Annotated in this window: 7 protein-coding genes; 4 read left to right on the top strand and 3 right to left on the bottom strand. The window is 75.7% G+C overall.

What is annotated here, in order from left to right; all coding sequences use genetic code 11:
- Positions 1-263: 263 nt before the first annotated feature.
- A complete protein-coding gene (locus IE245_RS32040; protein ID WP_189954081.1) occupies positions 264-1,181 on the bottom strand; it encodes a TIGR03620 family F420-dependent LLM class oxidoreductase in 918 nt (305 codons plus the stop codon).
- Positions 1,182-1,320: 139 nt separating this feature from the next.
- Here IE245_RS32040 and IE245_RS32035 point away from each other — a divergent pair, with 139 nt between their 5' ends.
- Positions 1,321-1,950 carry a TetR/AcrR family transcriptional regulator gene (locus tag IE245_RS32035; protein ID WP_189954079.1) on the top strand — a complete coding sequence of 210 codons (630 nt, stop codon included), beginning with the start codon at positions 1,321-1,323 and terminating at the stop codon, positions 1,948-1,950.
- A gap of 161 nt (positions 1,951-2,111) precedes the next feature.
- Here the strand turns inward: IE245_RS32035 and IE245_RS32030 are convergent, their stop codons facing one another.
- A complete protein-coding gene (locus IE245_RS32030; protein ID WP_189954077.1) occupies positions 2,112-4,034 on the bottom strand; it encodes a rhamnogalacturonan lyase in 1,923 nt (640 codons plus the stop codon).
- Positions 4,035-4,221: 187 nt separating this feature from the next.
- On the bottom strand, positions 4,222-5,076 hold the full coding sequence (locus tag IE245_RS32025) for an SDR family NAD(P)-dependent oxidoreductase (protein WP_229851773.1): 855 nt from the start codon (positions 5,074-5,076) through the stop codon (positions 4,222-4,224).
- 110 nt (positions 5,077-5,186) lie between these two features.
- Between IE245_RS32025 and IE245_RS32020 the strand changes: the two genes are divergently transcribed.
- The 3 genes from IE245_RS32020 (at position 5,187) to IE245_RS32010 (ending at position 11,983) form a co-directional block, all read left to right on the top strand.
- The gene (locus IE245_RS32020) at positions 5,187-5,654 is read left to right on the top strand and encodes a TetR/AcrR family transcriptional regulator (RefSeq protein WP_229851771.1); all 468 of its coding nucleotides are present in this window, start codon (positions 5,187-5,189) and stop codon (positions 5,652-5,654) included.
- A gap of 567 nt (positions 5,655-6,221) precedes the next feature.
- Positions 6,222-7,079 (top strand): DUF4132 domain-containing protein, encoded by an 858-nt coding sequence (locus tag IE245_RS32015; RefSeq protein WP_189954075.1) that lies wholly within the window; start codon positions 6,222-6,224, stop codon positions 7,077-7,079.
- Positions 7,076-11,983, top strand: coding sequence for a DNA-binding protein (locus IE245_RS32010; protein ID WP_189954073.1), 4,908 nt, complete (start codon positions 7,076-7,078; stop codon positions 11,981-11,983). The genes IE245_RS32015 and IE245_RS32010 overlap by 4 nt, the downstream gene beginning before the upstream one ends.
- Positions 11,984-12,215: the final 232 nt, after the last annotated feature.

Here is a 12,215-nt window from a genome sequence, read left to right as displayed (position 1 = left end):
CGCTACGAAGCGACCGTGCTGGTCGCAGCCATCAACGAGTGGCTGTGACCAGCACTTTCACAACAGACCCTAGCCCCGGACCGTGCCCGTTCGTACGTCGATGAGGTGGAAGGCGCCGTGGCCCGCCGTCCCCGCCTCCCGGCGGGCGAGGGCCGCCCCGCTGCCGGGCGTCGTGCACGACCCACCAGACCTCGCCCCCGCGCCCTGCCACGGCGTCCGGTCCCGACAGCGGACGTGGGCGGGAGTCGGGTGTCGTACGCGGGTCAGAGGGGCGCGAGGGCGGAAGCGAGTTCGCGCCACTCGCGTTGCGGGAGGGCGGTCGGGTCGGGGGTCAGGACCTGGAGGCAGACGTGGTCCGCGCCCGCGTCGAAGTGGTGCCGGACGCGGCGGCGGACGGTCTCCGCGTCCCCGTACGCGACGATGGCGTCGACCAGGCGGCGGCTCGGGCCGCCGGCGAGGTCGGCGTCCCCGAAGCCCAGCCTCCGGACGTTGGCCTGCTGGTGCGGGGCGGCCGCGACGTACGCGGCGACGTGCGCCCGCGCCGTCTCCCGCGCCCGGACGAGGTCGGTGTCCAGGACGACGGCCTGCTCGACGCCGAGGAACGCGTCCGGTCCCATGATCTCCCGGGCCTGTCCGGTGTGCTCGGGCGGCACGAAGTAGGTGTGGGCGCCCCAGGCCGTCGCGGCGGCCAGTCCGAGCATCTTCGGGCCGAGGGCCGCGAGCAGACGGCGTGGCGCGGGGGCGGGGACGGGGCCGTGGGCGGGAGCGGCGTCCATGGCCCGGAGGTAGGCGCGCATCGTGGACAGGGCCCGGCCGCGGGCCGGCACGGGATATCCGTCCACCTCGTGGACGGTGTCGTCCACCCGGTGGCCGCCCAGACCGAGTACGTAGCGGCCGGGGAAGGCCTCGCCGAGGGTGCGTTCCGCGTTGGCGGTGGCCAGCGGCTCCCGGAAGGCGATGTTGGCGATGCCGGAGGCCACGGGGATGCGGCGGGTCGCCGACAGCAGTAACCAGGCCTGGCCGAAGGTGTCGCGGCCGAACGCCTCTCCGTACCAGATCGCCCCGTACCCCAGCTCCTCGAGTTCGGCGGCGGATTCCCGTACGCGTCCGGCGGGCTGGGCGTCGTAGGCGAAGGTCCAGATTCCGACGCGGCCGAGGCCGGTCGGCGTGGGCGGTGTCATCCGTACTCCTTGAACCGTGAAGCGGAGAGGTTCTCCGCTTGGCTGGGACGCTACGATACGGAGAACCTCTCCGGTTGACCACACCTGGCCGTGGCGCAGGAGGGGCGGGAGACGCGGAAGGGACGGCAGGAGGCGACGCATGACGACCGAGTACGGCTCCGGCGCCGCCCCCGCCGTCCCCCCGCGGCGCCTGGACGCCCGCCTGAACCGGGAGCGCCTGGTCGCGGCCGCGCGAGAAGTGTTCGCGGAGGCGGGGCCCGGTGCGTCCCTCAACGAGATCGCCCGGCGGGCGGGGGTGGGGCCGGGGACCTTGTACCGCCACTTCCCGGACCGCACCGACCTGTTGACCGCCGTTCTCAGGGACCGGATCGAGACCTTGTGCGCACGCGCGGAGCACCTGCTCGATGCGCGGGACGCCGACGACGCCCTCCGGCGGTGGCTCCACGACTTCCTCGACCACGCGCGGGCGAACCAGGGCATGGGCGGCGCCCTGCTGGTGGAGACGGCCTCCGCGGCCGGTGACCCGGACTGCCGGCGGCGCATCGTCGACGCGGCGAGCGGGCTGCTCGACCGGGCCCGGCGAGACGGAACGGCTCGCGCCGACGTGACCGTCGACGACCTCGTCCACCTCGTCGTCGGCATCGCCCTGTCCACGACCGGCGGGGAACGCGCGGGGCCGGAGCCCCCCCGCCTCCTGGAACTCGTCCTCGACGCGGTGTTCGGGGGACCGCGCCCCGGCAGGGGACCGCGCCCCGGCAGTCCCGGGTAGCCGTCCGGATGCCGTCGACCACCTCCTCCGGGGCGAGGCGCCACGGGAGTCCGGGTGCGCGAACGGAAGGGGGTCGTGGGCGGTGACGCGGGCGGTCCGGCGCGCCTCGGTGCGCCGGACCGCCGTGGTCGTCCACGGCCGTTCGTGGCCGCCGCTCGTGGTCAGGGGGTGTGGACGGCGGGGCGGGGCGGGGTGGGCATGCCGGAGCCGATGAAGAAGGAAGGGTGCGGGGGCTGGTTGTAGGCGGTGTTCTGCCAGGCGAGTGCGGTGCGGTACTGGGTGTCGTGGAGCAGGGTGGTGATCCTGCTGCCGGTCGGGTGGGGTGTCGCGTAGATGCGCAGGGCGGTGTTGTCCGAGGTGCGCCAGACGACCTCTTCGCGCCAGTCGCCGAGGATGTCGCCCGAGAGGGCGGGGGTGGCCTTGGTGGTGTTGTTGGAGGAGACGCCGGAGCCGGTGAGGAGGCGGGTGTCGCCGGCGGTGCCGTACTTGTCGACGCGGGTGCCGTCGAGGAGTTCGCGGACGGTGTCGCCGTCCCACCAGGACAGGAAGTTGACGCTGGAGGGCTCCCGGCCGAGGGAGGCGCCGGTCGCGGAGCGCAGGGTGGTGTCGGAGGCCGACCAGGCCTCGGCACCGGGGCTGCCGGCGTGGATGTCACCGGCCACGCCCCGGCCGTTGTCGGCTCCCGAGGCCGTCTGCCACAGGACCTGGCCCGTGCGCGCGTCGGCGAACCAGGAGCCGGGCTTGCTCTTGTCCTCGGAGACCTTGAAGTACTCCAGGCCCGGCCGGGACGGGTCGAGGTCGCCGACGTGGCCCGCGTCGCCGTGGCCGAGCCGGGTCGTCCAGAGTCCGGCGCCGTTGTCGTCGACGGTCATCGCGCCGTAGACGATCTCGTCCTTGCCGTCGGCGTCGACGTCCGCGACCGACAGGCTGTGGTTGCCCTGGCCGTCGTAGCCCTTGCCGGTGTTGGTGGAGGAGTTGGTGTCGAAGGTCCAGCGGCGGGTGAACCGGCCGTTCCGCCAGTCCCAGGCGGCGACGACGGTACGGGTGTAGTAGCCGCGGGCCATGATCAGGGACGGGCGGGCGCCGTCCAGGTAGGCGGTGCCGGCGAGGAAGCGGTCGACGCGGTTGCCGTAGGAGTCGCCCCAGGACGAGACTGTGCCGCGGGCGGGGACGTAGTCCACCGTCCCCATCGCCTTCCCGGTCCGGCCGTCGAACATGGTCAGGAACTCGGGGCCGGAGAGGACGTAACCGCTCGCGTTCCGGTGGTCGGCCGCCGCGTCGCCGAGCACCGTGGCCGTGCCGTCGCGGGTGCCGTCGGCGGTCTTCATGGCGACCTCGGCCCGGCCGTCGCCGTCGTAGTCGTACACCTGGAACTGCGTGTAGTGCGCGCCGGAGCGGATGTTGCGGCCCAGGTCGATCCGCCAGAGCCGGGTGCCGTCGAGCCTGATGCCGTCGATGACGGTGTTGCCGGTGTAGCCCGACTGGGAGTTGTCCTTGGCGTTCGTCGGCTGCCATTTCAGGACCAGGTCGAGCCGGCCGTCGCCGTCGAGGTCGCCGGTGCTCGCGTCGTTGGCCTCGTACGCGTACGCCACGCCGTCCGGTGTCGTGCCGCCGGCGGGCGCCGAGATCGGCACGTCCAGGTATCCGGAGCGGAACTTCAACGCCCCTTCGGAAGCGGGCTGTTCGGCGCCGTCGATCACGGCCCGCACCGTGTAGTCGGCGGAGTCCGCGGCGCCGGCGTCGAAGTAGTTGGTCGAGGTGGCGAGGGGGGTGGGGGTGAGTCTCGTGGTGCCCCGGTAGACGTGGAACGCCACGTCGGCCGGGTCGGTGGCGAGCCAGCGCCACGAGACCAGGTTCCCGCTCGCGGTGTGGGTGCTGGTCAGCCCTCGGTCGAGGCGTTCCACCTGGCGGGTGGTGGCGGCGTGGGCGGTCTGCGGGAGCGTGACGAGCCCGGAGACGGCGAGCGCGGCGGCGGTGACGCCGCTCGTCAGCACCCTGCGCGCCGACCGCTTCCGCGCACGGAGGGGTGGCGGGGCGGGGTCGGGGGTGGCGGTGGGGGCGGGGGCGGGCGTTGGGGCGCGCATCGTGGCCTCCGTGGCGTGGGGGTGCGTGAGGGTGCCGGCCCGTGGGACGGGAGGGACGCTTCGGTCGTGCCGATCGTGCGGGCGGGGGATGACATGGGAACGCTCCCATGCGGGGTGAGCGTAGGAAGCCGCTGACGCCCGGTCAAGGATCCTGTCGCATCTTGTTGTTCGCCACTGTTGGGATTCGTCATTTTCCCTCGCTCGTGGCGGCGGCCCGCGGTCGGCCCGTGGGCTGCGACCGGTCGGCGGCCGCGGAAGGTCCGGGGGTCAGGACCTTGCGGGTGACGCGTTCGGCGATGGCGACGACCAGAGTGCGGGGGCGGCGCGGGGTCAGGTGGGCGGTCAGGGCGTTGGAGAAGCCGGGGGCGACGTAGCCGCGGTCGCGGTCCAGGGCACGCAGCGCGGCGCGGACGACGGGTTGCGGGGTGGTCATGGAGCCGGTGACGGCGGCCTCGCGGGTGCCGATGGCCTCGAAGAAGGCGGTCTCGACCGGGCCGGGGCAGAGGGTGAGGACGCGGATGCCGCGGCGCCGGTACTCCTGGCGCAGAGCGAGGCCGAAGTTCAGGACGAAGGACTTGGAGGCCGCGTAGACGGCGAAGTACGAGGAGGGCTGGAAGCCGGCGTTGGACGCGACGTTCACGACCGAGCCGTGGCCGCGCTCCAGCATGCCGGGCAGCAGTTCGTGGGTGAGGTCGACGAGCGCGACGACGTTGACCATCAGCTGGTCGTGGTCGCGGGCGGCGGGAATCTCCTCGAAGCGGCCGCAGGTGCCGAAGCCCGCGTTGTTGACCAGCAGGTCGACGGTGAGGTCGCGGGCGGCCAGCTCGCCGGCGACGCGGCGGGCGGCGTCCGGTACGGCGAGGTCCTGGACCAGGACGTGGGCGCGGACGCCGTGCCGGGCGGTCAGGCGGTCGGCGAGCGCGGCGAGGCGGTCGGCGGAGCGGGCCACCAGGACCACGTCGTGGCCGCGGGCGGCGAGCTGCTCGGCGAACTCCGCGCCGAGGCCGGACGACGCTCCGGTGATGAGGGCGGTGCTGGGCATGGGTTCCTCCGTCGGTCGAGGATCACGGCGATGCGGACGCACCGGAGCGCAGCGTCCGCGCGATCCTGGAGGCGGCGGAGCGGGTGCTCGCCGAGGACCCCGGGGCGTCGATGGAACAGATCGCGGCGGCGGGGGTGGCCCGGACGACCATCCACCGGCGCTTCGCCAACCGTCAGGCGCTGATCGAGGCGCTGGCGACGTCGGCCGCTCGCCAGCTCGCCCAGGCCGTGGACGACGGCAGGCCGGACACGGCGCCGCCGCTCGTGGCGATGCACCGGATCACGGCCAACGTCCTTCAGGTCAAGGGCGCCTGGACCTTCGCGCTCGGCCTGTCGGACGACCCCGACAGCGAGGCCTTCGCCCTCCAGCAGGACATCGGCCGCCGCTGCGTCGCCGTTCTGCGCCGCGCACAGGACGACGGGCTCATCGACGAAGCGGCGGACCTCGACTGGGTGCGGCGGGTCTACTACGCGCTCATCGGCGAGTCGCTGCACGGCAACGCGGAAGGCGCCGACCCCGACACCCTCGCCGCACGCGTCATCGACACCCTGCTGCACGGCGCCGGGCCGCGCCCCTGAGCAGTCGGAACGCCGCGGGATGCGGGCGGGACGGCGATGTCCTCGTCGACCGGTGTCACGCCTCGGGCCGGGGAGAGGAGCTCCCGCCGGCCGCCCGCCGGGCGCGCAGGGCGGCCCTCGCCGCGGCCGTCTTCCGGTCGAGCTCCTCCCTCAACCGGCTTATGCGGGCCTCCCGTTCCGGCCCGGTCAAGCCCGTGAGCCCCAGCCGCGCGTCGCGTTCTTCCTGAGACATGGCGCCCCCGTCGGACGGCAAGCGACCGCTCCGGGCCGCGGCGCGGCAGCGGACGGGCGGAGGCCACGGCGCGGACGGGCGGGGGCCACGGCGCGGCGCAACACGTCCGGGTCGGCGAGACCGTCCCTTCGGCTTCCCCCGTCCGTCCGGCTCCTGTCTCCGCCCGCCCTTCCTCGCCCCGCGGGCCCGCCCCGCACGGCGCTCCACGGGCCGGGCGGGCGGAGGCGTTGTCAGTGGGGCCGCATAGTGTCGTGCTCACACCGCAGTTCAGGGGCGCTTCCGCCTCTGGTTCCGGCTGCGTGGACGAGTGACGTACGGGTGGAGGGGCGCGGCTGATGGCGTGGCTGGAAGCGGGTGGAGGGTACGAGGTGACCCTCGGCGAGGGCGGGCGGGTGGTCGCCCGCCGGTCCGGGGGGCGGGAGTTGAAGACCGTCCCCAAGGCGCTGCGGGACGATCCGGGGGTGGACCGGCTGCGGCGGCTCTCCGAGTGGCTGGACCGGCACGCGGAGGCGTGCGTGGCGCAGGTGGACGCGTGGATGGTGTCCTCGCTGCCGGTGCCGACGGCGCTGATCGCCCGGGTGTGGCCGGACGAGGCCTGGCGGTCCGCGCTGCGGGACATGGCCGTGGTGGGGGACGATCCCGACGAGGTCGGTTTCCTGCGGGACGTGTCGGAGGACGGCGGGCTGAAGGTCGTCGACCTCGACGGCGAGACGGTGCGGCTGGCGCCGCGCACGGTGACCCTGCCGCACCCGGTGCTGCTGCCCGACCTGGAGGACGTCCGGGAGTTCGCGGCCGAGCTGGGCATCACGCAGCGCGTGGAGCAGATCCACCGCGCCACCTGGACGCGCACGGAGGCGCACGCGGCGAACGCGACGGAGGTGCGGGAGTACGCGGGCGGGAAGTTCGCCTCCCGTTTCGGGCTCGCCGCGCGGGCCACCGGGCTCGGTTACCGGGTGTCCGGCGGGTACGCCACCTGCAAGGTCCGCGACGCCGGGCGGACGACGGAGGCGTCGGTGTGGATCGGCGAGCCGTACTGGGACGGGGAGTCGGAGACCGGCGCGCTCAGCTGGCACGACGAGGACGGCCGCGCGGTGCGGCTCGACGGGGTCGGACCGGTCGCCTGGTCCGAGGGGATGCGCATGGCCGCCGCGCTCTACGCCGGCCGCACGATCGAAGAGGGTGGGAAGGCGTGACGGGCACGACCGCGACGAACGACAGGGAGCTGCTGAACGCCGGGGCCGTGCTCCCGGCCGGCACCGAGGGGGCCGGACCGTCCGCCGTGGAGCTGACGGCCCGGACCTACCGCCACCCGGTGCTCGGCGAGGACCGGGTCGTGGTGCGGCTGACCGCCGCCGAACTCGGCGCCGCCGAGGACCTGGCCGCGGGCTTTCTCGGGCTCGAACCCGCCGGCGAACCGGTCGTGGTGGGTCTGGGCCGGCGTCAGGAGCTCGGGTTCCCCGAGTGGGTGCTCGTGCACCACCCGGAGGACGGACACCACGCGCTGGCCGTCGTGCCGGAGCTGGACCGGCTGGCGCGGCAGGCGAAGTCCAAGCCGAAGGCGGCGCTGGACGCCTGCCTGGAACTGGCCGGACGGCTCGCCTCCTCCGTGCCCCACTTCCTGCCCGTGTTCTACGAGCAGGCCGCGCGCGTCTTCCTCGCGGTGGAGAACACCACCTACGCGGGGCAGCTGTTCGGCCGCGCCCGCACCAGCGAGGCGCAGCACGGGCTTCCGGTCGACGAGGACCGGCTCGACGCGGTGTTCCTGGAGTTCGCCCTCGCCAGCGCGCTGCCGGTGAAGGTGCTGTCGGGGTACGGCAAGGAGCTGTCGGCGCGGCTCGCGCCGGAGGAGGCGTACGAGCGTTTCCACCGGCTGTGCGTGCGCCGTACGGCGGGAGGGCTCGCGCCGTCCGCGCAGGCCACCACGGAGCTGCGACGGCTCGCCCGGGCCGCGGGCCTGTCCGGCGGTGAGGCGGAGCAGGACTTCGTCGCCGAACTGCTGCCGCTGCCGGCGACCCTGCGGGCGGCGGCCGGCTGGTGGAAGGCGCACCGCGCCACGCTGGTGGCGCTGGCGCGGCGCGTGCCGGCGGTCCGGGGCACGCTGCTCACGCTGACGCCGTCGTCGGACGACGGGGAGCTGAGCGAGCTGTGGCTGGACATCCTCGCGGAGTCCGGCGCCGACGCGGGGCTCGTCGACGGCGGGCTGCCCGAGGAGGAGCGGTGTGCCGACGGCACGGCCGGATGGCTGGAGCGTTACCACGCCGCCCGGCACCGCGGCTGGGGACGGCGGCTCACGCCGACGGCGCTGCTCGATCTGGTGGAGCGGGCGGCGGACCGGCTGCGCGCCGATCTGGCGGCCCGTCCCGAGGGGCGGCGTGCGCTGCGGATCGGGGTGGAGGACGTCAATCTGCTGGATCTGCTGCTGGCCCTCGACGTGCCGGTGACCGCGCCGGACCAGGAAGGCCGCCGGCAGAACGCGGCGCTGGACCTGATGGACTGGCACCAGTCGGAGCGGCCCCGGGACCTGGCCGCGCTCGCCGCCGATCCACGTTTCCACCGGGCCTTCGACCGGGGTGCGGACGGTTTCCGCGGCGGCGGGCACGACGCGGACGTGATGCGCCGCCTCGCCGCGTCGGCCGGTGGGCGCGTGCTGCTCGCCCGCTGGACCGCCGAGGTCGCCCGGAAGTCGGTGGCGGCCGGACTGCCCGCCCTGCCGAACGCCCTGTCCACCCTGTCGTGGCTGCCCTCGGAGGCCCTGGCGCTCGCGCCGGACGAGGTGGCCGCCGCGGCGGGCGCCGATCTCGGCGAGACGCTGGCGCGCAGCCTGCGCGGCGGCGTGTGGGAGGAGTTCCACTGGCCGGAGTGGGAGCGCACGGTCGCGGAGCTGGCGTCGGATCCGGAGCAGCTGACCGTGGTCGAGGCCTGGCCCCACCTGATCGTGTCGAACGCCTCGCAGGTCCGGGTCATCGACGCCGACTCCACTCTCCTCACCCATGACCTGCGGATCCCGTCCTCCGCGGGGACCCACGTCCGCAACCGCGGCTTCCACTACGTGGACGGCGCCCTGTTCGTCTTCTGGAGCGGTTACGGCGGCGATCCGGCGCGGGGGTACTGGCACACGGCGCCGGACCGGCTGATCACGCTCGACGACAACGTCAACCCGTGGTCGCTGCGCTCCTCCGAGGTCAGCCTGGCGCTGCCCGGCGGCGGGCGCACCACCGGCCGCGGCGTGCTGCACGCCGGGGACACCCGGCTCCCGGCGGAGGCCCCGGTGATCTCCGACGGCACCTCGTACTGGGTCTTCGAGAACCGCAACGGCGGGGACGAGAGCGGCTGGGTCGAGTACGACCCCGCCGAGGGCGCGTACGGGCGGCGCTCGCAGCCCGGCTTCCTCGCCGACGCGCTGCGCGGGCACGGCCCGGACGCCAGGCTCGGGGCGTTCTCCTCGTGGCTGCGGCCCGCCCCGACGGTGGAGGGCTCCGCCGTCGGCGAGCCGGTCGACGGCCTGCTCGGCTGGCGCGTGGTGCGGCTGCCGGGGAACGGCTGGCGGGCGGAGGACACCGCCGGGCGCGAGGTGGTCCTTCCGGAGGGGGCCGCGCTGCCCGTCGCGGCGCTGCTCTTCCCCGGCGACGACCGGCCGCGCGCGCTCAGCCGCGAGTGGCGGACCCTCTCGCTGACGGATCCGGACGGCGTCGTCACGGCGACGGCCGAGAGCGGCCGGACCGAGCTGTTCCGGACGGCGGCGTCGGTGCTGCCGCCGCTGCCGTTCCTGTACGCGCTCCGCCCCCGTGACCCGCAGGGGTCGGCGGCGCTGCGGGCCGCCGACGCGGAGACGGCCGGCACCCTCCTGAAGGCCGCCGTCGACGCGGAGACCGTGCAGGACGTGGCGGCCCTCGTGGGCGGCTCGTTCCCCGGGGTGACCGCGCCCGAGCTCGTCGCCGGCGTGGTGAAGGCGGTGCTCTTCGCCGCCCGGCAGCAGCGGTCGCTCGACGCGGTCGCCGCCCGCCTCCACCCGACGGCCGAGCCCGTCGTGGAGCGGGTCGCGGGCCCGTCCGACCGGGTCCTCGCCCAGGCGCTCAACGGCGTGGCGGGCTCCGGCTACTACCGGTGGGGCGCCGAGTCGGACGTCACCCACCGCTACCTGGAGCAGCTGGCGGCGGCGTGCGCCGACACGGAGGCGGAGGCCGTCCCCGGGCGGATCCACTTCGGCCTGCCGTCGCTCCCCTGGTCCGGGCTGCCGTTCACGCAGCTCCTCGACCGGCCGGCGGCGATCGCCTACCGGGCCGTCGCGCCCGGCGCGGAGGAGGAGCACCGGGGCGCCCTGCTCGGCCTGCTGTCCACGGCCGACGCCCTCGGCGTCCTGTCGGCCGCCGGGTCCGCCGACCGCTGGCGGCGCGTCCTGCTCCACCTGGGGCAGGCGCACCTGGCCGACGCGCACGGTCAGAGCCGGAACCACGCGCACCGCAGCGTGCTCCCGCTCGGCGGCGGGGCGGTCCTCGGGTTCACCGAGCACAACGACGGCGTCGCGGACGGCCGGGAGTTCGGCGCCCTGCTGTACGACCCGAGCGGACGGTTCGAGGTGCCCGGGCCGTACACGGTGCGCGGCAGCCTGCCGGTCGGCGACCCGGCGCGCGGAGCGGGCTGGGCGGCCGCGTTCCTGAAGGAGGCGGGGGCGCGCGGCGCGGCTCCGTTCCTGCCGGCGGCGGCCGAGGAGTTCGGCCGGCTCACCGGGGCCTCCCGGGCGCTCTCCGGGCTCGTGCTGGCCGGCATGCCCGGGATCGACAGCCACGAGAACAACTTCCTGCCCCTGGAGCTGCGCACGACCCTGGGCCTGAAGGTCGCCGAGGCCGGGCACGCCCGGGACGAGCTGCGGGGCCTGCCGGTCGAGGTGCGCCAGGAGGTCGTGGCGGCGCTGCTGCCCGAGGACCCGGCCCTGCTGTGGACCGAGGGCCCCGACGTGGCGGCCGCGGCCGAGGTGTGGAACGCACGGGTCGGTCGCCGGGTGCCGGTGCCCGACTGGCTGACGACCGAGGCGGCGCGGGCGGTGCGGGCCGGCTGGCCGGTGGCCCGGGCGCTGCCCGCGCTCCTCGATCCGGCCGGCTCCCCCGAGCTGGGCACGGACGTGGCGTGGCGGATCCAGAAGGACCGGCCGGAGCCGGCGGCGCCCGCCGAGGCGCCGTTCACGAACGCCGTGCTGACGGGTGCGGTCGGCCTCATGACGTGGCTGGCCTACCGGCTGCCGGCGGGCGATCCGCTGCGGGCGGCGCTGCCGGGCGCGCTGACGGCCGTACGACAGCGGCTGGCGGCGCCGGAACTGCTCATCGCCGTCGGGCACTACACCAGCCTGGCGGAGTTCCGGCGGGTGGCGGGCACGCCGACGGAGACCGCGCCGGACCACGAGCGGTACGGGGCGGTGCTGATGGCCACGCACGACGGGCAGCCGCTGCCCGCGCTGCGTCCCGCGCTGCTCGACTCCACCGGCTCCGACCCGTATCTGGTGGCGCTGCGCGGGGAGGACCAGCGGCCCACGCCGGTCGAGGCGGCGCTGCGCCGCTGCCACGACCCGGCGTTCGCCCGGCTCCTTGCCGATCCGGGCGCACCCGCGGCGGGCACGGCGGACGGGGACGGCACGTGGTGGCCGCACGACCCGACGCGCTCGGTGCCCGAACTGGTGGCGGAGGCGGCGGAGGCGCACGGCCTGGGGGCCGACGCGGCGGCGCTGTATCTGATGCTGCTGGCCCTGCCCGATCCGACGGACCGGAACACGGCCCGGTGGACGGGGTGGAAGCCGGCGCGGCTGAAGGCGGCACGGGCCGAACTCGCCGCCACCGACCTGGTGGTGTCGGCGGTCCGGGCCCGCGCGGGCCGCTCCCTGTTCCTGCCGGGCGCCTGGGTGGACCAGTCGGCGCCGGTGCTGCCCGTCGAGCAGTGGAAGCTGTCGCTGCTCGGCCTGCCGGCGGGCGGCCGGCCCGTCCTCGGGCCGCTCCTGCCCGCCGAGCCGGTCGCCGAGCTGTACGCCCGGGCGTGGCGGCGCGTCGTCGACGGCGACCTGCCGCGCTTCGAGGAGCTGAAGGTGAAGCGCACGCGCCGACGGCGCTGACCCCGGCCCGGCGGACCGGCTCCTCCTCCGCCCGAGGGGGTGCCGGACCGCCGCGGCGGTGCCCTCCCGGCGGGACCCCTTCCGGCGGTGCCCTGCCGGGAGGGCCCCGCCGGCCGGGCCCATAGGCGCGGGCCCCTCCCCGGCGGTCTCCGACCGGCCGGGCCCGTGGGGGGGCGGGCTCCTCCCCGGCGGGCCCGCAGGGGTGGGACCCCGCCCGGCGGCGCCCGGCCCC

Source organism: Streptomyces roseolus, assembly GCF_014649855.1.
In the GTDB taxonomy this organism is placed as follows: domain Bacteria; phylum Actinomycetota; class Actinomycetes; order Streptomycetales; family Streptomycetaceae; genus Streptomyces; species Streptomyces roseolus.
The sequence above is the reverse complement of the archived record's forward strand: the minus strand, read 5'-3'. Positions and strand labels throughout refer to the sequence as shown.

What these genes read in the sequence shown, in the direction of transcription:
- IE245_RS32040 (WP_189954081.1), bottom strand. Translation starts at nt 1,181, where the DNA reads ATGACACCGCCCACGCCGACCGGCCTCGGCCGCGTCGGAATCTGGACC.
- IE245_RS32035 (WP_189954079.1), top strand. Translation starts at nt 1,321, where the DNA reads ATGACGACCGAGTACGGCTCCGGCGCCGCCCCCGCCGTCCCCCCGCGG.
- IE245_RS32030 (WP_189954077.1), bottom strand. Translation starts at nt 4,034, where the DNA reads ATGCGCGCCCCAACGCCCGCCCCCGCCCCCACCGCCACCCCCGACCCC.
- IE245_RS32025 (WP_229851773.1), bottom strand. Translation starts at nt 5,076, where the DNA reads ATGCCCAGCACCGCCCTCATCACCGGAGCGTCGTCCGGCCTCGGCGCG.
- IE245_RS32020 (WP_229851771.1), top strand. Translation starts at nt 5,187, where the DNA reads ATGGAACAGATCGCGGCGGCGGGGGTGGCCCGGACGACCATCCACCGG.
- IE245_RS32015 (WP_189954075.1), top strand. Translation starts at nt 6,222, where the DNA reads ATGGCGTGGCTGGAAGCGGGTGGAGGGTACGAGGTGACCCTCGGCGAG.